This is a genomic window from Pseudomonas sp. PS02290, assembly GCF_029960075.1.
Lineage (GTDB): Bacteria > Pseudomonadota > Gammaproteobacteria > Pseudomonadales > Pseudomonadaceae > Aquipseudomonas.
In genome coordinates this window covers 1-23,485 of sequence record NZ_JASCOY010000003.1, presented here as the reverse complement: position 1 = coordinate 23,485, position 23,485 = coordinate 1, and the positions used below count along the sequence as shown (strand labels likewise).

Below are 23,485 nucleotides of genomic sequence, written 5' to 3'. Positions count from 1 at the left end.
CCCTGACCACGCCGAGGTGTTGCCCGGCTGTCTGACGCCTGATCAAGATGCTTTCGTCCGGCCCAAGCGGTCCCGTCGCCACCCGCAATTAGAATGTTCCCGCCAAATCAGAGGAGCGCGCCCAATGACCGTGATCAAGCAAGACGACCTGATCCAGAGTGTCGCTGACGCCTTGCAGTTCATTTCTTATTACCACCCCGTTGACTTCATCCAGGCCATGCACGAGGCCTACTTGCGTGAGGAATCCCCTGCCGCACGGGATTCCATGGCCCAGATTCTGATCAATTCGCGCATGTGCGCCACCGGTCATCGGCCGATCTGCCAGGACACCGGCATCGTCACCGTGTTCGTCCGTGTCGGCATGGACGTGCGCTGGGATGGCGCCACCATGGGCCTCGACGACATGATCAACGAAGGTGTGCGTCGCGCCTACAACCTGCCGGAAAACGTCCTGCGCGCCTCGATCCTCGCCGATCCGGCCGGCGCCCGCAAGAACACCAAGGACAACACACCTGCGGTCATCCACTATTCCATCGTCCCGGGTAACACCGTGGAAGTGGACGTGGCGGCCAAGGGCGGCGGTTCGGAAAACAAATCGAAGATGGCGATGCTCAACCCGTCCGACTCCATCGTCGACTGGGTGCTGAAAACCGTGCCGACCATGGGCGCTGGCTGGTGCCCGCCGGGCATGCTCGGCATCGGCATTGGCGGTACGGCCGAGAAAGCTGCGGTGATGGCCAAGGAAGTCCTGATGGAATCCATCGACATCCACGAGCTCAAGGCACGCGGCCCGTCGAACCGTCTGGAAGAAATGCGTCTGGAGCTGTTCGAGAAGGTCAACCAACTGGGCATCGGCGCCCAGGGCCTCGGCGGTCTGACCACCGTGCTCGACGTCAAGATCATGGATTACCCGACCCACGCCGCGTCCCTGCCGGTGTGCATGATCCCCAACTGCGCCGCCACCCGTCATGCCCACTTTGTGCTCGACGGCTCCGGTCCGGCTTCGCTGGAAGCGCCGCCGCTGGACGCTTACCCGGAGATCGTCTGGGAAGCCGGCCCGTCGGCCCGCCGCGTCAACCTCGACACGCTGACACCGGAAGACGTGCAGAGCTGGAAGCCGGGCGAAACGGTCCTGCTCAACGGCAAAATGCTCACCGGCCGAGACGCGGCGCACAAGCGCATGGTCGAGATGCTGAACAAGGGCGAAACCCTGCCGGTGGACCTGAAGGGTCGCTTCATCTATTACGTCGGCCCGGTCGATCCAGTGGGTGACGAAGTGGTGGGCCCTGCCGGTCCGACCACGGCGACGCGGATGGACAAGTTCACCCGCCAGATCCTTGAGCAGACCGGCCTGTTGGGCATGATCGGCAAATCCGAGCGCGGCCCGACCGCCATCGAAGCGATCAAGGACAATAAAGCGGTTTACCTGATGGCCGTTGGCGGCGCCGCGTATCTGGTCGCTCAGGCGATCAAGAAGTCGCAAGTGCTGGCCTTCCCGGAACTGGGCATGGAAGCGATCTACGAGTTCGAGGTCAAGGACATGCCGGTGACGGTTGCTGTCGACAGCAAGGGCGAGTCGGTTCACATCACGGGTCCCGCCATCTGGCAGAAGAAGATCAGTGAGAGCCTGGCGGTAGAGGTGCAGTAAGCATTTCGATCGCTACAACGAAAAAGCCCGACCTGTGAGTCGGGCTTTTTTGTGGGCGATGGGTTGGGGGCGTTTACCCCCGCCGATCCAGCACATTCACCACCAACCGATCCAGCCATCCCCAGACACGCTCCTGAACCCGTCGCCACAGCGGTCTGGATTTCCAGCCGTCCAGGGTGATTTCGCTGCTCACGGCGAAATCCTTGGTAAAGCTCGTGGCCACGGCGTGAGTCAGCGCGGGGTCGATCGCTTCGAGGTTGGCTTCCAGGTTGAAGCGCAGGTTCCAGTGATCGAAGTTGCAGGAGCCTACGCTGACCCAGTCGTCGATCAGCACCATCTTCAGGTGCAGGAAGCATGGCTGGTATTCGAAAATTTTCACCCCGGCCTTGAGCAGGCGCGGGTAATAACGGTGGCCGGCGTAACGAACCGAGGGGTGATCGGTGCGCGGCCCGGTCAGCAACAAGCGCACGTCGACGCCCCGAGAGGCCGCACGACGCAACGCGCGGCGGACTTTCCAGGTCGGCAGAAAATACGGCGTCGCCAGCCAGATGCGCGTCTTGCTGGTGTTCAGCGCGCGCACCAGGGACTGCACGATATCCCGATGCTGACGGGAATCGGCATACGCCACGCGCCCCAGCCCATGCCCACCGACGGGCGCCTTGGGCAAGCGCGGCAGACCAAAGTTTTCCGCTGGCCGCCACGCCCGCCGCCGAGGGTTGGCGTGGAACTGGCGGTCGAACAGCGCTTGCCAGTCAATCACCAGCGGGCCGCGAATCTCGACCATCACCTCATGCCACTCGCTGCTGTTCAGGTCCGGGCGCCAGAATTCATCGGTGACCCCCGTCCCGCCCACCACCGCCAGCTCTTTGTCCACCAACAGCAGTTTGCGGTGGTCGCGGTAAAGGTTGCGCAGGCCGCGTCGCCAATGCACCCGGTTATAGAAACGCAGGATCACGCCCGAATCGGTCAGGCGCTTGCGCAAGCTGATCGTGAAAGCCGCTGAGCCGAAATCATCGAACAGGCAGCGCACGATGACCCCGCGACTCGCCGCACCCACCAGCGCCTGCACGATCGCTTCGGCACAGGCGCCGGCTTCGACCAGATACAGTTCGAGCTCGATCTGCTGCTGCGCGCCTTCGATCGCGGCGATCATGCGCGGAAAAAACTCAGGGCCGTCGATCAGCAGGTTGAACTGGTTTTCTTCGCGCCACGGAAAAATCGCGCCCCTCATGGGCGGCTCGCTGTGGTGGTCAGCAGGCAGGTTTGAGCAGCGCTTGCCGGGCGGGCAAGCGAGGATGGAATGCGAATGGACATGCAGACTCCAGAGGGTGCGATACGCAACCCTATCCGCCTGTCTGACCGCAGGCAAACTTCAACGTTCTACGGCACCGGCGATGACAGCCGGCAGCCCTGACGCTGGCCCTCCCAGCGCGCTTCGCTATCGCGGTCCAGCCCTGTCGCGGTGATGCGCTTGTTCAGGGCATCCTCGTGATCGTGCTGGGCAGCCACTGTTTGACGTAGCGGTGGCAATACTCCGCCGGGTTGTTCATGACGAAGCGGCACGAGCAATATTCCTTGGCGGTATAGGCGCTGATGATGCTGGGAAATACCTGCAGCTCAACCCGCCAGTTCCAGATCAGGCCGGCGATGATCAGCAGCACCAGTAGGGCGAGACTGCTGAACGGGCGGCGTCGGATGAATGCGTTGCGAGCGATCATTTGCCACCCTCCCCGGCCACAGCGCTCAGCGCCAGCTTGAGCAACTGATTGTGGTCGTAGCTGCCGTCGCGATCGTCGGCGTAACGAACGATCACCAGCTTCTCGCTGGGGATTACGTACAGCGCTTGCCCCCAATGGCCAAGTGCGGCAAAGGTGTCCGCCGGTGCGTCTGGCCACGGTTCAGGCTTGCCATCGGCGGTTTTGTTCAGCCACCAGTGACCGCCGGGGGCTTCATCGGGCGGGGTCGGGGTCAGGGATTTGAACGGCGTCAGGTTGAAATCAACCCAGGCCCTGGGCAGCAACTGGCGGTCTTGCCAGCGCCCGCCGCGTTCCATCAGCAGGCCGATGCGCGCCAAGTCGCGGGCCGTCATGTACGCGTAGGACGACCCGACAAAAGTACCGGCGGCGTCGCGCTCCCACGTGGCGCTGGAGATGCCCAGCGGCTCGAACAACGCAGTCCACGGGTAATCGCCGTAAGCGCTGTCACCGACCATGCCTTTCAGTGCAGCGGCGAGGACCGTGCTGTCGCCGCTGGAATACCGGTATGAAGTGCCCGGCGCACTGGCGACGCCGTGCTCGGCGGTGTACCGCGCCATGTCGCCGCGTCCCCGGGTGTAAAGCATCGCGACGACTGACGAGTTGAGCGGCGCGTATTCGTAGTCCTCCTGCCAGTTCAGCCCTGAGGCCCAGTGCAGCAGGTCCTGAAGCTTGATGTCGGGATGCACGCTGAATGGCGGGTAGAACCTGGCGACGGGGTCCTCAAGTTTGAAGCGGCCTTCAGCAAAAGCGACGCCCAGCACGCTGGCCAAAATGCTTTTGCTGATGGACCAGGTCAGGTGCGGGGTGTTGGTTCGGGTGACGCCGCCATAACGTTCGTACACCACTTCGCCATTGTGAATGATCAGCAGCGCGTCCGTGCGCACATCTTTGCGTTCGACCTCGTCGCGGGGCGGGAAGGCGTAGGCGTCGAGGGCAGCTACGGCAGCGCTTTCACTGAGCGGGCGCTCGGACCACTCCGGCGCGGGCCAGGTTTCGGCAGCGGCCGAACAGCTGATGAGGAACAGCGCGAGGGTGAACAGCAGACGGGTCATGAAGGGGACTCGGGCTCGGATGCAGGCAACCCTAGCAGGCAAAAATGACAGCACAGGGAACTCAAACCCCTGTCACGCAACCATCACCAAAGCTTAATGGTGGTGACACGGCCTCTCCCTAGCCTGAATTCGTACAGCAATGCTCGAACAATCAGTCGACCCGCCTGGACGAAGGCGGGATTACGGAGACGCCGCATGACTCAGATCGCCAGCATTCGAGACACCCGAACCGAACGTCGCCTGCAGGCAGAACGCCTGGTCGGTGAGAAGGCCCTGCAGGAAGCACAGGCTTTGCGCTTCAGTGTGTTCAGTGGCGAGTTCAACGCCAAGCTCAAGGGCGCCGAGCTGGGCCTGGACGTCGATGACTACGACGTACACTGCATGCACATCGGCGTGCGAGACCTGAGCAGCGGCCGCCTGGTCGCCACCACCCGTTTGCTGGACCACAAAGCCGCAAATACCCTGGGCCAGTTCTACAGCGAAGAAGAATTCAGCCTCCATGGCCTGCGCCATTTGCAGGGCCCGATCCTGGAATTGGGTCGCACCTGTGTCGATCCTTCCTACCGCAACGGCGGCACCATTGCCGTGTTGTGGAGCGAATTGGCCGAGATCCTCAACGAAGGCGGCTACAGCTACCTGATGGGCTGCGCCAGCATTCCGATGCAGGACGGCGGCATTCAGGCCCACGCGATCATGCAGCGCCTGCGCGAACGCTATCTGTGCACCGAGCACCTGCGCGCCGAACCGAAGAATCCCCTGCCAACGCTGGACCTGCCCAACAACGTGATCTGCGAGATGCCACCGCTGCTCAAGGCCTACATGCGCCTGGGCGCGAAGATCTGCGGCGAACCGTGCTGGGACGAAGATTTCCAGGTTGCCGACGTGTTCATCCTGCTCAAACGTGACGACTTGTGCCCCCGCTACGCCCGCCACTTCAAGGCAGCGGTGTGATGAGCACCTGGCGCAGTCATGCGCGCGTGGTGCGGGTGCTTTGGGTCATTGCGCTGGGCCTGAGCATCGCCGGCACTTTTACCTTGATGGAACGCCTGCGCATCGGCAATTCCATGGCCCGTCGCCAGCGCTGGACCGCCTGGTTCATGGCGCGCCTGAGTGCTGCGCTGCCGTTTCGCGTGAAAGTCAGCGGCAAGCTGCCCAGCGAGCCGATGTTGTGGGTGAGCAATCACGTGTCATGGACCGACATTCCACTGCTGGGGATGCTGGCGCCGCTGTCCTTCCTGTCCAAAGCCGAAGTGCGCACTTGGCCAGTCGCAGGCTGGCTGGCGTTGAAAGCCGGGACACTGTTCATCCGCCGGGGCTCTGGCGACAGCAAGGTGATTCAGAAGCAGATGGGCCAGCATTTGCTCGGCAAGCATTCGCTGGTGATCTTCCCCGAGGGCACCACCACCGACGGCCGCAGCTTGCGCACCTTCCACGGCCGCCTGCTGTCGAGCGCGATTGAAACCGGCGTGCCGGTGCAGCCTGTTGCCATTCAATATGTGCGGGACGGCCAGCCGGATCAGATCGCGCCGTTCATTGGCGACGACGACCTGCTCTCGCATCTGCGTCGACTGTTTGCCAATGAGGTGAGTGAGGTGCACATCCAGCTGCTCTCGCCGATCGCTTCCCAAGGGAAAGAACGCGCAGCGCTGGCGTTCGAAGCGCAGCAGGCGGTGCAGATCGCGTTGTTCGGCGAGGCGGTTCAACCGGCGATGGTACGGTCCGCCGCCAAAGCCGCTTGAGCAAACGCCTGAAGCTCAGGGTAAAACGCGCTGAAGTCGTCACTCAGCGGTCGATACAGCGCGTGCAGTTCCTGATAGACGCCGGCCAACCCTTCCGGCCGAGACAGGCGTCGCGAGATGCCGGCCAGCGCATCGCCCACCACCGAAAATTCCCGGTACGAACCCAACCAGTCCTGCGCTGCCATGCGCGGGGCAATCAGCGCCAGCCGCTCCGGCAACGCAGGCTCATCGGCCAGCACGCGGTAGACCTTGCGGGTGAAGGCGTCCAGCGGCTCGTTTGAATACTGATGCCAATCCCGCGCCAGGCAGTGGTCGAAAAACACATCCAGTGCGATGCCGGCATAGCGCCGACGGCCGTCGGGAAAACGCCCCAGCGCTTGTTTGATCAGCGGATGCGAATCGGTGAACGCATCGATGCGCCGATGCAGACGAATCGCGCTTTCGATGTCCGCCGGGAAACGTCCGGGCAGCAGCCCTTTGACGAAGTCGCCATACAGGCTGCCCAGCAATTGCGCCGGGGCCTGACCGCCGAGGTGCAGGTGTGCGAGGTAATTCATGGTGCTTGCCTTTATTGCCGCGGGCCTTCTTTTTGCGCCTGTCTCCGCTGAATGTGCGGGGGGCAATTCGCAATGACGTGGGTACAGTCGCCACATTCCCCGCGCCTGTAAAGCGGGATCGCCTTCGAACGCTCTACCAAACCACCGGGCCAAAACCATATCGTTATAACCCGATATAACGATTGAGCCTGGGCTAAGCACCGATTCATATTTGTATATCGCGATTTATAGATATAAGGTTCGCCCCATCGCGATACAGCGCACCTGCACTGAGAACGACATGCCCACTGACATCGACATCGACGAAATCATTAAAGCCCTGGCTCATCCGGTTCGCCGGCAAATTCTGGACTGGCTCAAAGACCCGGTTGCGACCTTCCCCGATCAGCGTCACACGATTGATGGCGGTGCCTGTGCCGGCCAGATCGACCAGCGCGCCGGTCTGTCCCAGTCGACCGTTTCGGCCCATCTGTCAACGCTGCAACGGGCCGGATTGATCACCAATCAGAAGCACGGCCAGTGGCATTTTTTCAAGCGCAACGAAGACGTCATTCAGGCGTTCTTGCAGCAACTGACGCAGCGGCTCTGAGCCCTTCGCCACACACCCGCTTTTCAGGAGACGCAACGTGCCCCTTTCATTACTCATTCTGGCCCTGAGCGCCTTTGCCATCGGGACGACCGAGTTCGTCATCATGGGCCTGCTCCCCGACGTCGCCAGCGACCTGGGCGTCAGCATTCCCGGCGCCGGCTGGCTGGTCACCGGCTACGCCCTGGGCGTCGCGATCGGCGCGCCGTTCATGGCCATGGCCACCGCAAAGCTGCCGCGTAAGGGTGCGCTGGTCACGCTGATGGGCATCTTCATTGTCGGCAACCTGCTCTGCGCACTGGCGGCGGACTACAACATCCTGATGTTCGCCCGCGTGGTCACCGCGCTCTGCCACGGCGCGTTCTTCGGCATCGGTTCTGTCGTTGCTGCGGGGCTGGTCCCGGCCAACCGCCGCGCCTCGGCCGTCGCGCTGATGTTTACCGGCCTGACCCTGGCCAACGTCCTCGGCGTGCCGCTGGGCACCGCGTTGGGACAACAGGCCGGCTGGCGCTCGACCTTCTTCGCGGTGACGGTGATTGGCGTCATCGCCTTCATCGGCCTGATTCGCTTCCTGCCAAGCAAACGCGACGAAGAGAAACTCGACATGCGCGCTGAACTCGCGGCGCTCAAAGGCGTAGGCATCTGGCTGTCGCTGAGCATGACCGCGCTGTTCGCAGCCTCGGTGTTCGCGCTGTTCACCTACGTCGCGCCGCTGTTGGGCGAAGTCACCGGCGTCTCACCGTTGGGCGTGACCTGGACGCTGATGCTTATCGGGCTTGGTCTGACGCTGGGCAACATCATTGGCGGCAAACTCGCCGACCGCCGACTGGCCGCTACGCTCATCGGCGTGTTCATCGCCATGGCGGTGATCTCCACGGTGCTGAGCTGGACCAGTACGGCGCTGATCCCGGCCGAGATCACCCTGTTTCTCTGGGCCACCGCCGCATTCGCCGCCGTGCCTGCCCTGCAGATCAATGTGGTGACCTTCGGCAAGGCCGCGCCCAATCTGGTGTCCACCCTGAACATCGGCGCCTTCAACGTCGGCAATGCGCTGGGCGCCTGGGTTGGCGGCAGCGTCATCGCCCATGGTTTCGGCCTGACCACCGTGCCGCTGGCAGCCGGCGCTCTGGCGGTCCTTGCCCTAGTGGTCACGTTGATCAATTTCCGTCAGCGCAACGATGCCGAACTGGCTGCCGTGACGAGCTGATTACCCTCATTTTTTGAAACCTGCGGATCCACCCTTTACCGACTGCACAAAGGATTTCACGATGACCACGATTTTTGACCCGATCAAGATGGGCGACCTGGAACTGGCCAACCGCATCGTCATGGCGCCGCTGACCCGCTGCCGCGCCGACGAAGGCCGCGTGCCCAACGCGATGATGGCCGAGTATTACGTACAGCGCGCCTCGGCCGGCCTGATCATCAGCGAAGCCACGTCGGTGATGCCGATGGGCGTGGGCTACCCTGACACCCCGGGCATCTGGTCCAACGACCAGGTGCGCGGCTGGGCCAACATCACCAAAGCCGTGCACGCGGCGGGCGGCAAGATCGTGCTGCAACTGTGGCACGTGGGTCGCGTTTCGCACCCGACTTACCTCAACGGCGAAACCCCGGTTGCGCCGAGCGCCATCCAGCCAAAAGGCCACGTGAGCCTGGTGCGTCCGCTGTCTGACTTCGTCACCCCGCGTGCACTGGAACTGGCGGAAATCGAAGAGATCGTCGACGCCTACCGCGTCGGTGCCGAAAACGCCAAGGCGGCCGGCTTTGACGGCGTCGAGATCCACGGCGCCAACGGTTACCTGCTCGACCAGTTCCTGCAAACCAGCACCAACACACGCACCGATGCCTACGGCGGCTCGCTGGAAAACCGCGCGCGTCTGTTGCTGGAAGTGACCGACGCCGCCGTTGAAGTCTGGGGCGCTGGCCGCGTCGGCGTGCACCTTGCACCCCGCGCTGATGCCCATGACATGGGCGACGCCAACCTGGCCGAGACCTTCACCTACGTCGCCAGCGAACTGGGCAAACGCGGCATCGCTTTCATCTGCGCCCGCGAACGGGAACTCGACGACAGCCTGGGCCCACGCCTGAAAGAAGCCTTCGGTGGGGTGTTCATCGCCAACGAGAAATTCACCAAAGAAAGCGCCAACGAGTGGCTGGCGACCGGCAAGGCGGATGCCGTGGCGTTTGGCGTGCCGTTCATTGCCAACCCTGACCTGCCAGCGCGTCTGGCCAAGGATGCCCCGCTCAACGAGCCGCATCCTGAAACCTTCTACGGCAAAGGCGCCGAAGGCTATCTGGACTACCCGACGCTGTAAGCAGGAAGGACGCGGAGCGTCGAGGGCTGCGTTCCCACGCGGAGCGTGGGAACGATCAAAACTGATGGCGCGCTCACTGGCCTCTTCCCGGCTAAAGCCGGTCCTACAAAAGCACCGTGCGCACCCGTAGGACCGGCTTCAGCCGGGAAGCTCTCGATCTGCTTTTGATCTGCTCTTGATCTTCCTACGCAGCAAGCCCAGTCACCACACATCGCGACGTGGGTGCAGGCTGAACGCAGGTTTCGCGGAGTGGGCCGAGCCGCATGGATGCGGCGAGCGCGCGCCGTCTTCCCGAACTACCCGAACTATTGCCCCCGCGCATTAATCTGCTGCGACAACGTCTGAATCTGGCTCTGCAACGTATTGATCGTCCGCGTCATCTGCCCACGGAACGCATCGAACTCCTGCAGACTCGCCCCCGACGAAGCAGCCGCCGCCGGACGATTCTCCAACTCACTCTTCACCACCACCATATCCTGCTCAAGCTGCTCGATCGCCTGACTGCCGTTCGCCTTCTTCAGGTTCGCCACATCCGCAGTCAAACCCTTCAACTGCGATTCCAGCCGCTCCTGCTCAGCCTGAATCGACTTGCCATCCGGCACCGCCGCCTTCAACGCCGCCAATTCTGTCGCCACGGCTTTCAACTGATCCTGCAACTGCTGATTCACCGCCTGCTGCTGCGTACTCTGCGTGCTGATCTGCTCCAGCCGCTTGTCCAGCCCGCCCTGCAAACCCGCCACACCCTGCTGCTGCCTGCTCTGATCGGCCAACTGATCCTGCAACTGCTTGATCTGCGCTTTCAACGCTTCACTGCTGCTCGCCATCGACTCAGTAGCGACCACCTTGCCGGAAATATCCTGCAAGCGCCCCGCCGCCTCTTCACTGATGCGCGCGAAACTTTCCTGGGTCGCGACCAGCTGCTGCTCCATCAACGACACCTGCTGGAAACTCCACCAGCCCAGGCCACAAAACGCGATAAACAACACACAGATCAGCGCCCACAACGCACCGGTACCGGGGGCCTTCACCTTCACCACCGGCGTGTCGCGGGAATACACCGTGGTGCGCTCGCGGGCACCCGGCGGTGGCAGAAAATCATCGTCATCATCTTTGGCGCTGAGGCTCGGGACGTCATCGACATCGTCATAGGGATCTTTGCGCATGGGTTTACCTTTGAAAACCGCTGAATCTGAATGGCTCGCAGTATAACCGCGGATGTTGACGCCTTTTACAACGGGCCGCCGTGCTGGGCTTTCCACCAGCCGCAGAACTCGTCGAGGGCGGTCCACACGCTCACGTCAGGCTGGTAATCCAGATAATGCCTGGCGCGACTGATATCAAGCGTGAAATCCCGGCTCATCACCTGCATCCCGATGCGCGACAGCGTCGGTTCAGGTTGACCCGGCCAGATCAGGCACGCCGCCTCATTCATGGCTGCGGCGGTGTAGGCCAGGCCGTAAGACCGATAACGCCTTACCGGCGGCAATTCCATCTGGCGCATGACGTAATTGACCACGTCCCAGAGCGGCACCGGCGCGCCATTGCTGATGTTGTAGGCCTTGCCCAGCGCAGCGCCGGCGGCCAGCAGACTGCTCAGCAGCGCCTCATTGAGGTTCTGAACGCTGGTGAAATCAACCTTGTTCAAGCCGTTGCCAATGATCGACAGGCGATTCTTGCGCTGCATCTCCAGCAATCGCGGGAAAATGCTGGTGTCACCCGCGCCGGTGACGAAGCGTGGGCGCAAGGCGATGACTTCCAGACCAAACTCTTCGGCACCAAACACCTTTTGTTCGGCCATGTATTTGGTCGCCGCATAGTGATTGCCGAAGCGCTTGGGCACTTGCTCCTCGCGGATATCGAGGTGCGATCGGCCATCAAAATAGATCGACGGCGACGACAGGTGCACCAGTCGCCTGACCCGTTGTTTCAGGCATGCTTCGACGACATTCTCGGTGACCTGAACATTGCCTTGGTGAAAGTCCTGACGTCGCCCCCATGTGCCGACCGCGCCCGCGCAATGGACTACGGCTTCGACGTCGTCACACAGTGCGTGAACCAGTTCCGGATCGGAAAGATCGCCCTGAATGAACTCGGCGCCGCGCCGTACCAGATGCTCGACACCCTCAGCACGACGGCCGCTGACCCGGACGCTCAAGCCTTGCTCCAGCGCGAAACGCGCAAAGCGTCCGCCGATGAAGCCGCCTGCGCCGGTGACCAGAATTTTCATTGCCTGCTCCGTTTAATCTTCTTTTGCCTGTGATCGCCGCGGCTGTTCTGCGAACAATCCCACACTCTGCTGCGTCGCCTGTTGACGTTCACTGCGCGTCCAACGGCACCAGCCACTGCCCTGCTTTTTTCGCCAGATGGTCCGTCAGCTCCGTCAGCAACCGGCCGCCGTTGCGCCAATGATGCCAGTACAAGGGCACATCAATGCAGTGATCGGGCAGCAACTCGACCAACAAACCACTCGCCAATTGTCCACGGACCTGCAACTCCGGCACCAGTCCCCAGCCCATTCCGGCTTCGACCATGCGCGTGAAACCTTCGGACGACGGACACAAATGATGCTCGAAACCGCCTTCGACACCCAGTGAAGCGAGGTAGCGATGCTGCAGGAAATCATCCGGGCCGAACACCAGCGCGGGCGACCGGGCGACCGCCTGAGGCGTCACGCCCTGTGGGAAATGCCGGCCAATGAAGTCAGGACTGGCCAACGCCCGATAACGCATGGCGCCGAGCAATAAACTCCGCGCCCCCGCCACTGGCCGTTCGCTGCCGCATAGACACGCAGCCACTTCACCGGCGCGCATGCGTTTGAGGCCGACGTCCTGGTCCTCGACCACCAGATCGGTGAGCAATCGATGCTCGGCACAGAAGTCCCCGACCGCAAGCGCCCACCAAGTCGCCAGGCTGTCGGCGTTCAGCGCGATGCGCAGACGTTCTGGCATGCCGCCCTCGTCCAGGGCCGGTACCACGCTTTGCAGATCCCGCTCCAGCAAGCGCACCTGCTGGACATGGTTGAGCAGCCGCCGACCGATTTCTGTCGGCGTGGGCGGCGTCGCCCGGACCAGCACCGGCTGGCCGACCCGCGCTTCCAGCAGCTTGATGCGCTGGGACACCGCAGACTGCGAAAGGCCGAGCACCTGAGCGGCGCGCTCGAAGCCGGCCTGCTCGATCACCGCCGCCAGCGCTGAAAGCAATTTGTAATCGAACATCAGTTTCTCTAATGAGTGATGAGCTTTATTGGTTTTTCTTATACCCGCTGTCGACCGACAATCGCCACCTCTGATTCACGGCACACCCTCAAGTAACGGCGGAACATCAATGACTGGCGAAACCTCTCTTGGCGCATTGCTGCGCAGCATGAACCCTGAACTCAACGAGGGTGACTACGTGTTCTGTACCGTGGCGGACAGCCGTCGCGTGGAGGGCATCGAAGTCATCGGCAGCTTCCGCGAGCGCGAAGGCCTGACCGTCATCCTCGAACGCAGCCAGGCACAGCAACTGGGCCTGGACTGCGATCACGTCATGGCCTGGATCACCCTGACCGTTCATTCCTCACTCGCAGCGGTCGGGCTAACGGCAGCGTTCGCCAGCGCACTGGGCCAGGCGGGCATCAGCTGCAACGTGGTCGCCGGCTTTTACCACGACCATCTGTTCGTGGGCAAAGACGACGCGCAGCAGGCCATGACGACCTTGCGCGCCCTGGCGACGAACGCCTGATCCCGGCAATCCTGAACTGATCGAGGCCCGACATCATGTGGCAAAGCTACCTCAACGGCCTGCTGGTTTCCCTCGGGCTGATCATGGCCATCGGCACCCAGAACGCCTACGTGCTGGCGCAAAGTTTGCGTCGCGAACACCACCTTTCCGTGGCCCTGCTGTGCATCGTGTGCGATGCGGTATTGGTGGCCGCCGGCGTGTTTGGGCTGGCCAATGTGCTGGCCCACAACCCCACGCTTCTGGCGGTAGCGCGCTGGGGCGGTGTGGTGTTTCTGCTGTGGTACGGCGCCATGGCACTGCGTCGCGCGTTGTCGCCGCAAAGCCTCGCTCAGGGCGATGCCGACAGTCAGCGTTCACGCCGCGCGGTATTGCTGACCGCCTTGGCAGTGACCTTGCTGAACCCGCACGTTTACCTCGATACCGTGTTGCTGATCGGCTCGCTCGGCGCGCAGCAAGCGGTGCCCGGCGCCTACGTGGCCGGGGCCGCCAGCGCTTCGGTGTTGTGGTTTTCGACGCTGGCGATCGGCGCCGCCTGGCTGGCCCCGTGGCTGGCACGCCCAACGACCTGGCGCCTGCTGGACCTGATGGTGGCGGTGATGATGTTCAGCGTAGCGGTGCAATTGATCAGAACGGCGTGAATATTCGTCTCGCCGACGCGCATTTCAGCGCAACGCTCTGGAACCTCTATCCCACACAGTTGTTGCGTGGTTAAGGTCAGGGGCCGGTGCTATGATCCAGCCCCTGCGCTGCAAAGAGTACAAACTCGCCAGCGTAAGTTCTGTCTGGCCGCCCGTGATCGGCCTTGCGCAAACCGCAACTGACCTGATTAGGAGAATTACCATGGCTTTTGAATTGCCTCCGCTGCCGTACGCACATGATGCTCTGGCACCGCACATCTCCAAGGAAACTCTGGAATACCACCACGACAAGCACCACAACACCTATGTCGTGAACCTGAACAACCTGGTGCCAGGCACCGAGTTCGAAGGCAAGACTCTGGAAGAAATCGTCAAGACCTCTTCGGGCGGTATCTTCAACAACGCCGCTCAAGTCTGGAACCACACGTTCTACTGGAACTGCCTGGCGCCAAACGCCGGCGGCCAACCGACTGGCGCTCTGGCTGACGCGATCAACGCTGCTTTCGGCTCCTTCGACAAGTTCAAGGAAGAATTCAGCAAGACCTCCATCGGCACTTTCGGCTCCGGCTGGGGCTGGCTGGTGAAGAAAGCTGACGGTTCCCTGGCACTGGCCAGCACCATCGGCGCCGGCAATCCGATCACCAGCGGCGACACCCCGTTGCTGACCTGCGATGTCTGGGAACACGCTTACTACATCGACTACCGTAACCTGCGTCCTAAGTACGTCGAGGCGTTCTGGAACCTGGTCAACTGGAAGTTCGTTGCCGAGCAGTTCGAAGGCAAAAGCTTCACCGCCTGATGAATGCTTGAATGCTCGAATGAAAAAAAGCCCGGCACGTCCGGGTTTTTTTTCGCCTTCTGTTTGTCGTTTATGTATTGTCTGGAAGCGATAGCGGACTAATATCAAATTTCGTGCTGATTCAAACGGCTGGGCTCAAGTTTTCCCCGCGTACGACCGACACAGTACGGATAGCCTGAGTGGTCTGCCTATTAACTGTTTTCCCGATTGATGGGGTCACGCGCACGCCAGAAGCGTCTGATCCGAATGCCTGCATTGCCAGTGCTTGCATGCAGGCAGCCCGCTATCAGCATGGATAAAGGAATGGCCATTTGAAGCTGGAACTCAAAGACAGCTTGTCGGTGAAGCTGCTCCGCGTTGTGCTGCTTTCAGCGCTGATCGTGGGGGTCGTGCTCAGTTGCGCACAGATCGTCTACGACGCATACAAAACCCGCCAGGCCGTTGCCACGGACGCAGCGCGTATCCTCGACATGTTCCGCGACCCGTCGACCCAGGCCGTCTATAGCCTGGACCGGGAAATGGGCATGCAGGTCATCGAAGGGCTGTTTCAGGACAAAGCCGTGCGCCAGGCGTCCATCGGTCATCCCAATGAGACGGTGCTCGCCGAAAAATCCCGAGACCTCGAAGCCACCCACACCCGCTGGCTGACCGATCTGATCCTTGGCCAGGAACGGAGCTTCACCACGCAACTGGTCGGCCGCAGCCCGTACAGCGAATATTACGGCGACCTGCGCATCACCCTGGACACCGCCACCTACGGCGAAACATTTCTTACCAACTCGATGATCATCTTCATCTCCGGCGTGTTGCGCGCGCTGGCGATGGGTCTGGTTCTGTACTTGGTTTATCACTGGCTGTTGACCAAACCGCTGTCGAGAATCATCGAGCACCTGACCAGCATCAACCCCGACCGCCCCAGCGAACACCAATTGCCCTTGCTCAAAGGCCACGAAAAAAACGAGCTGGGGGTCTGGGTCAATACCGCCAACCAACTGCTGGCGTCCATCGAGCGCAACACCACCCTGCGCCACGAAGCTGAATCCAGCCTGTTGCGGATGGCCCAATACGACTTCCTCACCGGTCTGCCGAATCGGCTGCAGCTGCAGAAGCAACTGGACAAAATCCTCGTCGACTCCGGAAAAGTGCAGCACCGTGTCGCGGTGTTGTGCGTGGGTCTGGATGACTTCAAAGGCATCAACGAACAATTCAGTTATCAGGCCGGCGATCAGTTGCTGCTGGCGCTGGCCGATCGCCTGCGCAGTCACAGCGGTCGCCTCGGCGCCCTTGCCCGGCTGGGCGGCGACCAGTTCGCGCTGGTTCAGGCCGATATCGAACAGCCTTACGAGGCCGCCGAGCTGGCGCAGAACATTCTCGACGACCTGGAAGCGCCCTTCGCCGTCGATCAGCAAGAGATTCGTCTGCGCGCCACCATCGGCATCACGCTGTTCCCCGAAGATGGCGACAGCACCGAGAAGCTGCTGCAGAAAGCCGAACAGACCATGACGCTGGCCAAGACCCGCTCGCGCAATCGCTACCAGTTTTATATCGCCAGCGTCGACAGCGAGATGCGCCGTCGTCGCGAGCTGGAAAAAGACTTGCGCGAAGCCATGGCCCGCGAGCAGTTTCATCTGGTCTATCAGCCGCAGATCAGCTATCGCGATCACAGTGTCGTCGGTGTCGAGGCGTTGATCCGCTGGATTCACCCCGAACACGGCTTCGTGCCGCCCGACCTGTTCATCCCGCTGGCCGAGCAGAACGGCACCATTATCGCCATCGGCGAGTGGGTGCTGGATCAGGCCTGCAAACAGCTGCGCGAATGGCACGACCAGGGCTTCAGTGACCTGCGCATGGCGGTGAACCTGTCCACGGTGCAGCTGCACCACGCCGAATTGCCGCGGGTGGTGAACAATCTGTTGCAGATCTACCGCCTGCCGCCCCGCAGTCTGGAGCTGGAAGTCACGGAAACCGGCCTGATGGAAGACATCACCACCGCCGCGCAGCACTTGTTGAGCCTGCGCCGCTCCGGCGCGTTAATCGCCATCGATGACTTCGGCACCGGTTATTCGTCGCTGAGTTATCTGAAAAGCCTGCCGCTGGACAAGATCAAGATCGACAAGAGCTTCGTGCAGGACCTGCTCGACGACGATGACGACGCGACGATCGTGCGCGCCATCATCCAGCTCGGCAAAAGTTTGGGCATGCAGGTGATCGCCGAAGGCGTGGAGACCGCCGAGCAAGAGGCGTACATCATTTCCGAGGGCTGCCACGAAGGTCAGGGGTATTTCTACAGCAAGCCGCTGCCGGCGCGGGAGCTGCTGGTTTACCTGAAGCAAGCCCAGCGCACTCACAGCGAGGCGCTCTGACACAACGGGCTTTCGACGCAAAGGCGCATCCTTGGAAACACCGCCGCGCCTGCGGACATCCTGAATCATCCCCTGAAACAGCTTGAAATATCTCCCTCCGCCGGCTTGGGCAAATGGCCTTTACACAGAATGCAAATCTTTCGCATTATGTCGCAGCATTTTCTGGCGTTCGCCACCGTTCACACCTCTTCTCGATGCAGGATTCCGTCATGATTCGTATGCCCCTGGCAACCGCAAGTCTGCTGGCTGTCGCCATTGCTCTGGCCGGTTGTGATCAAGGCAAGGACAAGCCCGCCGCCGCAGCGCCTGCCCCTGCACCGGCCGCAGCCGCCGCGCCGGCTCCAGCGCCGACCTCCGCCGCCGCGCCTGCCCAGCCCAACGAAACGGCCACCCGGGCAGTGGTCGCCAACTACGCCAATATGGTATTCGCCGTTTTCAGCGACGCCGAATCCACTGCCAAAAAGCTCAGCACAGCAGTCGACGCTTTCCTCGCCACACCCAATGACCAGACCCTGAAAGCAGCGCGAGACGCCTGGGTTGCGGCGCGGGTGCCGTACATGCAGAGCGAAGTGTTCCGCTTCGGCAACACCATCATCGACGACTGGGAAGGTCAGGTGAACGCATGGCCGCTGGACGAAGGCCTGATCGACTACGTCGCCAAGGATTACCAGCACGCGTTGGGCAATCCGGGCGCCACTGCCAACATCATCGCCAACACGTCAGTGCAAGTGGGCGAGGACAAAGTCGACGTCACAGAAATCACCCCTGAAAAACTCGCCAGCCTGAACGAGCTCGGCGGTGCGGAAGCCAACGTGGCGACCGGTTACCACGCCATCGAATTCCTGCTCTGGGGCCAGGACCTGCACGGCACCGGCCCGGGCGCCGGCGAGCGTCCGGCCAGCGACTACATCGAAGGCCAGGGCGGCACCGGCGGCCACAATGATCGCCGCCGCGCCTACCTGAAAGCCGCCACCGACCTGTTGGTCAGCGACCTCGAAGAAATGGTCAACAACTGGAAGCCGGGCGTCGCCGACAACTACCGCGCCACGCTGGAAGCTGAGTCCGCCGAGAGCAGGCTGCGCAAAATGCTGTTCGGCATGGGCAGCCTGTCGCTCGGTGAACTGGCGGGCGAGCGCATGAAAGTCGCGTTGGAGGCCAATTCCAGCGAAGACGAGCACGATTGCTTCAGCGACAACACCCACAACTCGCATTTCTATAACGGCTTGGGCATCCGCAACGTCTACCTGGGTGAATACACCCGCGTCGACGGCAGCAAAGTGAGCGGCGCGAGCCTGTCCTCGCTGGTCGCCACCGCCGACGCCGCCACCGACCAGACCGTGCGCGCTGATCTCGATGCGACCCAGGCGAAGCTGCAGGTCATCGTCGACCACGCCAACAAGGGCGAGCATTTCGACCAACTCATCGCGGCGGGCAATACAGCGGGCAACCAGGTCGTGCGCGACGCGATTGCCGCGCTGGTCAAACAGACCGGCGCGATCGAACAAGCCGCTGGCAAGCTGGGCATCACTGACCTGAACCCGGACAACGCCGACCACGAGTTCTGATCCACTTCAAACCGGTGGGACCGCGCCTTCCCGACTGAAGTCGGTCCCGCTGCAAACAAATGCCGACCCGTCCACGGGCCGGCATTTTTTTCGTCAATCGACGCCTGAAAGTCCCAGCAAAACGGCGTTGTTTGGGGACCGGTCTGTAAGCGTTGTAGGGCATTTCCTGTTCGCTCCTTGTCGGATTGAACACGCCTCCCCCGCCGCTGATCATGCGCACTTCCTTGACCCCACCCTATCCAGGAGGAGACAGAAAGTGCCCAAGAGAAACAATAAAAGGCGCCGCGTCAGTAAGCTCAAAGCCAACGATTACGGTATTCACCTGCTGGTCGGCGTCAAGGGCCCGCGTGCCTGGAAGGTGACGATCTACCGCGACGGCAGAACCTTCAACCGACTGTTTTCCTTCTCCCGCTACGGCGGCCGAGATCCGGCACGCCAAGCCGCCGACGCGTGCCGTGACCAGCTGCTGCTGGCCCACCTGCCCAAGCTCAGCCGCGACATCCGTCAACGCATCATCGCCACCAACACCAGCGGTTATCCGGGGGTGCATTACCGCTGTTACACCGGCATCGCCTATTGGGTGGCGCGGACCACGCTGCGCAACGGCAGCAGTGTCACCAAGTCATTCAGGGTCGAACATTACGGCTACGAGAGGGCCAAGGAGCTGGCGATCCGCGAACGCGAACGGCAGCTCGACGGCATTGGCGATTACCGGTCATTCAAGGTGGTCGAGGGCGAGCGGCGTCTCATGCAACTGCTGGTGGAAAACCCGGCGCTGGAGATCGCCGGCGCGTGAGTTTTGCGGGCCCGTCACCCGCGGATGATTTGGTAACAACACGTTACGAGAGGGCCTGCAAACGCTAATCCCTCTTATTCATCAAACTCGGGGCTGGTAAGCTTGCTCGCCCCGATTTCCCGCCTTTGCAGGACCTGTATGACTGCGTGGTTCCGTCCTTCGTTTCTCCTGCTGATGGCGCTTGCCATGAGTGGGTGCGATGACGCCCCGCGTTTCACCGCCGCCGAGCCGGGCGAGTCGCGCTCCGGCGGCGCCACCACCGTCAACAAAAGCGACCGCAATGCGTTTTCCATGCCTTCAGCCAACCTGTCGCCCGTCCGGCGGCTGGACTTCAGCGTAGGCAACAGCTTTTTCCGCAACCCCTGGGTGATTGCCCCGTCGACTACCACTGCCCGCGACGGCCTGGGTCCGTTGTTCAACACCAACGCCTGCCAGAACTGCCACATCAAGGACGGCCGCGGCCACCCGCCCGAGCCCGGCGCCGACAACGCCGTGTCAATGCTGGTGCGCCTGTCGATTCCCGACGATCCGGCGTTCGCCGAACACATCAAGCAGTTGGGTCTGACGCCCGAACCTGTGTACGGCAAGCAACTCCAGGACATGGCCATCCCCGGCGTCACGCCTGAGGGCAAGGTGCGGGTCGATTACGATTCGATGACCGTGCATTTTCGCGACGGCACCCCGGTACACCTGCGCCGCCCTACCCTGCAGATCACCCAACCCGGTTACGGCCCGATGCACCCGCAGACGCGAGCTTCCGCGCGCATTGCTCCGCCAATGATCGGCCTCGGGCTTCTGGAAGCCATTCCGCAGGCGGCGATTCTGGCCAACGCCAACCCCAACGATGAGCAAGGCAACGGCATCACCGGCACACCCAACTGGGTCTGGGACGATGCGCAGCAGAAAACCGTCCTCGGCCGTTTCGGCTGGAAAGCCTCGCAGCCGAGCATCCAGCAGCAGAATGCCCACGCGCTGGCGGGTGATATGGGCCTGACGTCCACTTTGATGCCGGTCGACGACTGCACGCCGTCGCAGTCTGCGTGCCTCGCCGCGCCCAACGGCAACGGCCCGAACGGCGAGCCGGAAGTCAGCGACAATATCCTGCGGCTGATCACCTTCTACACCCGCAACCTTGGCGTCCCGGCGCGCCGCGACGTGGCCGACCCGCAGGTGCTGGCGGGCAAGAGCCTGTTCTTCAAGGCCGGCTGCCAGCAATGCCACACGCCTGAATTCACCACTTCCGCCGACGCCGCCGAGCCCGAACTGGCGAATCAGGTCATCCGCCCCTACACCGATCTGTTGCTGCATGACATGGGCGAAGGCCTGGCCGACAATCTCAGCGAATTTCAGGCCAGCGGCCAGCAGTGGCGCACCCCGCCGCTGTGGGGCATCGGCCTGACGCACACCGTCAGTGGCCACACCCAGTTTCTGCACGACGGACGTGCCCGCGACCTGATGGAAGCCGTGCTCTGGCATGGCGGCGAGGCGCTGCCGGCGCAACGTCAGGTGCTCGCCTTTGACGCGGAGCAACGCGCGGCGCTGCTGGCGTTCTTGAATTCTCTCTAACGTATTTCTGAAGATAAGGAGTCGGGCATGTTCCGCCCCAAGTTGTTGCTCACCAGCCTCGCCGCACTGGCTTTGGGCGCGTGCGCGCCGTCGGACCCGCAAGCCGTGACGTCTGCCGCCATCGCCAGTCAGGTCATCCTGCCGACCTACAGCCGTTGGGTCGATGCCGACCGGCAACTGGCGATCAGTGCGCTGTCCTACTGCCAGGGCAAATCCGATCTGGACACCGCCCGCGCCGACTTCCTGCACGCGCAAAAAGCCTGGGCCGAGCTGCAACCGCTGCTCATCGGGCCGCTCGCCGAAGGCAATCGCGCCTGGCAGATTCAGTTCTGGCCGGATAAGAAAAACCTCGTCGGCCGTCATGTGGAGCAACTGGTCACCGCACAGCCGCAGATCAGTGCTGACGCCCTGGCGAAATCCAGCGTCGTGGTTCAGGGCCTGTCGGCCTATGAATACATCCTGTTCGACGCCGACATCGACATGGCCAACGCTGAGCAGAAAGCCCGCTACTGCCCGCTGCTGATGGCCATCGGCGAGCGTCAGAAGGCGTTGGCAGAAGACATCCTCAACAGCTGGAACAGCAACGACGGCATGCTCGCTCAGCTGAGCAAGTTTCCCAACCAGCGCTACGCCGATTCCCACGAGGCCATTGCCGAGTTGCTGCGCGTGCAAGTGACCGCACTGGACTCGTTGAAGAAAAAGCTCGGCACGCCGCTGGGCCGTGGCACCAAGGGTGTGCCGCAGCCGTTTCAGGCGGAAGCGTGGCGCAGCAAGGCTTCGCTCAGCAGCTTGCAGGCGAGTCTGGCGAGTGCCCAGACGGTCTGGGCCGGTGTTGATAACAAGGGTTTGCGCGGGCTGTTGCCGAAAGAGCAGAAGCCTTTGGCCGACAAGATCGACGCCGCCTACGCTGAGAGCAACCGCCAACTGGCCGCGCTGAAACCTCCCCTCGGGGATCTGCTGGCCACCGAAGAAGGCCGCCAGCAGCTCAACGCTTTCTACGACAGCCTCAACGTGGTCCATCGCCTGCACGAAGGCGAACTGGCCAAGGCGTTGGGCATTCAACTGGGCTTCAACGCCAATGATGGTGACTGATATGTTGCGACGTCAGGCTCTGGGTCTGGGCAGCCTGCTGCTCAGCGCCGTCACCTTTGGCGGCTGGACACTCTTCGCGAAAAAAGGCGAAAGCCCGCTGCTGTTGTCCGCCCGAGACGACGGCAACGGCCAGCACTTCGCGGTGGGTTATCGCGTCGACGGCACGCAAGTGTTTGCCACGCCTGTCGCCCAGCGCTGTCACGACATCATCAATCACCCGAACCTGCCGATCGCGCTGTTCGTCGCGCGCCGGCCGGGGACCGAAAGCTACCTGATCGACCTGCGCGACGGTCGTCTGCTGCAAACCATCACCTCGCAACCCCATCGACACTTCTACGGCCACGCGGTCATTCACAAGGACGGCGAATGGCTGTACGCCACCGAAAACGACACAACGGAGCCGGGCCGCGGACTGTTGGGCGTGTATCGATTTGTGGATGAGCGGCTGCAACGCACCGGTGAAATTGCCACCCACGGCGTCGGGCCCCATCAGGTTTCATGGATGCCGGACGGCGAAACCCTTGCAGTCGCCAACGGCGGCATTCGCACCGAGGCCGAGAGCCGCGTCGAAATGAACCTCGACGCCATGGAGCCCAGTCTGGTGCTGATGCAGCGCGACGGCACGCTGCTGAGCAAAGAGACGCTGTCGCAACAGATGAACAGCGTGCGGCATATGGCGATCGCCCGCGACGGCACCATTGTCGCGGGGCAGCAGTTCATGGGGCCTTCCCACGAATCCGCCGAGCTGCTCGCCATCAAGCGGCCGGGCCAGCCGTTTCAAGCGTTCCCGGTGGCCGAGCAACAACTGCAGGCGATGGCGCATTACACCGCCAGCGTCGCCATTCACAACGACCTGCGGCTGGTGGCACTGACCGCGCCGAGGGGCAATCGCTTCTTCATCTGGGACCTGGACAGCGGCTCGCTGAAGCTGGATGCGCCGCTGCCCGACTGCGCCGGGGTGGGCGCGGTGGCGGACGGCTTCGTCGTGACCTCGGGTCAAGGGCGTTGCCGTTTCTATGATTGCCGGGAGACAGCGCTGGTCGCCAAGCCCCTGGAGCTGCCGGCGGGGTTGTGGGATAACCATCTGCATCTGGTTTGATGGTGGATCTACGGCTGCCGCGCGGGCCTCTTCCCTGGCAAGCCCGCTCATCGAAACATGACAACGCCGCAGATGTATCTGCCGACAGGTGAACTGTGGGAGCGAGCTTGCTCGCGAAGACGATGGAACATCCGCTAAATCTTCAGAGCCTGAAATTCCGTCTTCGCGAGCAAGCTCACTCCTACAG

The 23,485-nt window shown here is 62.2% G+C and carries 21 protein-coding genes and 1 pseudogene; 15 read left to right on the top strand and 7 right to left on the bottom strand.

Annotation, left to right across the window (positions count from 1 at the left end; translation table 11 throughout):
• Window positions 1-124 precede the first annotated feature (124 nt).
• Window positions 125-1,648, top strand: coding sequence for a fumarate hydratase (locus QMX88_RS02580; RefSeq protein WP_081567934.1), 1,524 nt, complete (start codon window positions 125-127; stop codon window positions 1,646-1,648).
• Between the two features lie 73 nt (window positions 1,649-1,721).
• Here the strand turns inward: QMX88_RS02580 and QMX88_RS02575 are convergent, their stop codons facing one another.
• From QMX88_RS02575 to QMX88_RS02565, 3 genes and pseudogenes are all read right to left on the bottom strand, one after another.
• Window positions 1,722-2,879 (bottom strand): phospholipase D-like domain-containing protein, encoded by a 1,158-nt coding sequence (locus QMX88_RS02575; RefSeq protein ID WP_282365977.1) that lies wholly within the window; start codon window positions 2,877-2,879, stop codon window positions 1,722-1,724.
• A gap of 149 nt (window positions 2,880-3,028) precedes the next feature.
• Window positions 3,029-3,366 (bottom strand): annotated as a pseudogene (locus QMX88_RS02570) (amidase).
• The gene (locus QMX88_RS02565; protein ID WP_282365975.1) at window positions 3,363-4,457 is read right to left on the bottom strand and encodes a serine hydrolase domain-containing protein; all 1,095 of its coding nucleotides are present in this window, start codon (window positions 4,455-4,457) and stop codon (window positions 3,363-3,365) included. The pseudogene QMX88_RS02570 and the gene QMX88_RS02565 overlap by 4 nt, the downstream one beginning before the upstream one ends.
• A gap of 195 nt (window positions 4,458-4,652) precedes the next feature.
• On the opposite strand from QMX88_RS02565, the gene olsB reads away from it, so the two are divergent.
• Both olsB and QMX88_RS02555 read left to right on the top strand, forming a co-directional pair.
• Window positions 4,653-5,408: an L-ornithine N(alpha)-acyltransferase gene (gene olsB / locus QMX88_RS02560; RefSeq protein ID WP_282365973.1), complete on the top strand. Its 756-nt coding sequence runs from the start codon at window positions 4,653-4,655 to the stop codon at window positions 5,406-5,408.
• Window positions 5,408-6,196, top strand: a complete 789-nt coding sequence (locus QMX88_RS02555; RefSeq protein WP_282365971.1) for a lysophospholipid acyltransferase family protein — start codon at window positions 5,408-5,410, stop codon at window positions 6,194-6,196. The genes olsB and QMX88_RS02555 overlap by 1 nt, the downstream gene beginning before the upstream one ends.
• Here the strand turns inward: QMX88_RS02555 and QMX88_RS02550 are convergent.
• Window positions 6,157-6,753 carry an acyl carrier protein phosphodiesterase gene (locus tag QMX88_RS02550; protein WP_282365970.1) on the bottom strand — a complete coding sequence of 199 codons (597 nt, stop codon included), beginning with the start codon at window positions 6,751-6,753 and terminating at the stop codon, window positions 6,157-6,159. The two genes, QMX88_RS02555 and QMX88_RS02550, sit on opposite strands and share 40 nt — an antisense overlap.
• 280 nt (window positions 6,754-7,033) lie before the next feature.
• On the opposite strand from QMX88_RS02550, the gene QMX88_RS02545 reads away from it, so the two are divergent.
• The 3 genes from QMX88_RS02545 to QMX88_RS02535 all read left to right on the top strand — a co-directional run bounded on the left by QMX88_RS02545 (window position 7,034) and on the right by QMX88_RS02535 (window position 9,657).
• On the top strand, window positions 7,034-7,342 hold the full coding sequence (locus QMX88_RS02545) for an ArsR/SmtB family transcription factor (RefSeq protein WP_282365968.1): 309 nt from the start codon (window positions 7,034-7,036) through the stop codon (window positions 7,340-7,342).
• A 37-nt stretch (window positions 7,343-7,379) separates the two neighbouring features.
• Entirely contained in the window at window positions 7,380-8,546 is a 1,167-nt protein-coding gene (locus QMX88_RS02540; RefSeq protein ID WP_282365966.1) for an MFS transporter, read from the top strand.
• A gap of 61 nt (window positions 8,547-8,607) precedes the next feature.
• Window positions 8,608-9,657 carry an alkene reductase gene (locus QMX88_RS02535; protein ID WP_282365964.1) on the top strand — a complete coding sequence of 350 codons (1,050 nt, stop codon included), beginning with the start codon at window positions 8,608-8,610 and terminating at the stop codon, window positions 9,655-9,657.
• A gap of 305 nt (window positions 9,658-9,962) precedes the next feature.
• On the opposite strand, the gene QMX88_RS02530 is transcribed toward QMX88_RS02535, so the two are convergent.
• The 3 genes from QMX88_RS02530 to QMX88_RS02520 form a co-directional block, all read right to left on the bottom strand.
• The gene (locus tag QMX88_RS02530) at window positions 9,963-10,820 is read right to left on the bottom strand and encodes an ATPase (RefSeq protein WP_282365962.1); all 858 of its coding nucleotides are present in this window, start codon (window positions 10,818-10,820) and stop codon (window positions 9,963-9,965) included.
• A 65-nt stretch (window positions 10,821-10,885) separates the two neighbouring features.
• Window positions 10,886-11,884: an NAD-dependent epimerase/dehydratase family protein gene (locus tag QMX88_RS02525; RefSeq protein ID WP_282365960.1), complete on the bottom strand. Its 999-nt coding sequence runs from the start codon at window positions 11,882-11,884 to the stop codon at window positions 10,886-10,888.
• Window positions 11,885-11,972: 88 nt separating this feature from the next.
• Window positions 11,973-12,872: a LysR family transcriptional regulator ArgP gene (locus QMX88_RS02520; RefSeq protein ID WP_282365958.1), complete on the bottom strand. Its 900-nt coding sequence runs from the start codon at window positions 12,870-12,872 to the stop codon at window positions 11,973-11,975.
• Between the two features lie 109 nt (window positions 12,873-12,981).
• Here QMX88_RS02520 and QMX88_RS02515 point away from each other — a divergent pair, with 109 nt between their 5' ends.
• The 9 genes from QMX88_RS02515 to QMX88_RS02475 all read left to right on the top strand — a co-directional run bounded on the left by QMX88_RS02515 (window position 12,982) and on the right by QMX88_RS02475 (window position 23,298).
• Entirely contained in the window at window positions 12,982-13,380 is a 399-nt protein-coding gene (locus QMX88_RS02515) for an ACT domain-containing protein (RefSeq protein ID WP_282365956.1), read from the top strand.
• Window positions 13,381-13,415: 35 nt separating this feature from the next.
• Window positions 13,416-14,018 carry a LysE/ArgO family amino acid transporter gene (locus QMX88_RS02510; RefSeq protein ID WP_282365954.1) on the top strand — a complete coding sequence of 201 codons (603 nt, stop codon included), beginning with the start codon at window positions 13,416-13,418 and terminating at the stop codon, window positions 14,016-14,018.
• A gap of 202 nt (window positions 14,019-14,220) precedes the next feature.
• The gene (locus QMX88_RS02505; RefSeq protein WP_065992213.1) at window positions 14,221-14,817 is read left to right on the top strand and encodes a superoxide dismutase; all 597 of its coding nucleotides are present in this window, start codon (window positions 14,221-14,223) and stop codon (window positions 14,815-14,817) included.
• A gap of 311 nt (window positions 14,818-15,128) precedes the next feature.
• On the top strand, window positions 15,129-17,180 hold the full coding sequence (locus QMX88_RS02500) for a putative bifunctional diguanylate cyclase/phosphodiesterase (protein ID WP_192171732.1): 2,052 nt from the start codon (window positions 15,129-15,131) through the stop codon (window positions 17,178-17,180).
• Window positions 17,181-17,389: 209 nt separating this feature from the next.
• Window positions 17,390-18,745, top strand: coding sequence for an imelysin family protein (locus QMX88_RS02495; RefSeq protein WP_282365947.1), 1,356 nt, complete (start codon window positions 17,390-17,392; stop codon window positions 18,743-18,745).
• 256 nt (window positions 18,746-19,001) lie between these two features.
• Window positions 19,002-19,541, top strand: coding sequence for an AP2/ERF family transcription factor (locus QMX88_RS02490; RefSeq protein WP_065992198.1), 540 nt, complete (start codon window positions 19,002-19,004; stop codon window positions 19,539-19,541).
• 138 nt (window positions 19,542-19,679) lie between these two features.
• The gene (locus QMX88_RS02485; protein ID WP_282365940.1) at window positions 19,680-21,107 is read left to right on the top strand and encodes a di-heme oxidoreductase family protein; all 1,428 of its coding nucleotides are present in this window, start codon (window positions 19,680-19,682) and stop codon (window positions 21,105-21,107) included.
• Window positions 21,108-21,134: 27 nt separating this feature from the next.
• The gene (locus QMX88_RS02480; protein ID WP_282365938.1) at window positions 21,135-22,199 is read left to right on the top strand and encodes an imelysin family protein; all 1,065 of its coding nucleotides are present in this window, start codon (window positions 21,135-21,137) and stop codon (window positions 22,197-22,199) included.
• A 1-nt stretch (window position 22,200) separates the two neighbouring features.
• Window positions 22,201-23,298, top strand: a complete 1,098-nt coding sequence (locus tag QMX88_RS02475) for a DUF1513 domain-containing protein (RefSeq protein ID WP_282365936.1) — start codon at window positions 22,201-22,203, stop codon at window positions 23,296-23,298.
• Window positions 23,299-23,485 lie beyond the last annotated feature (187 nt).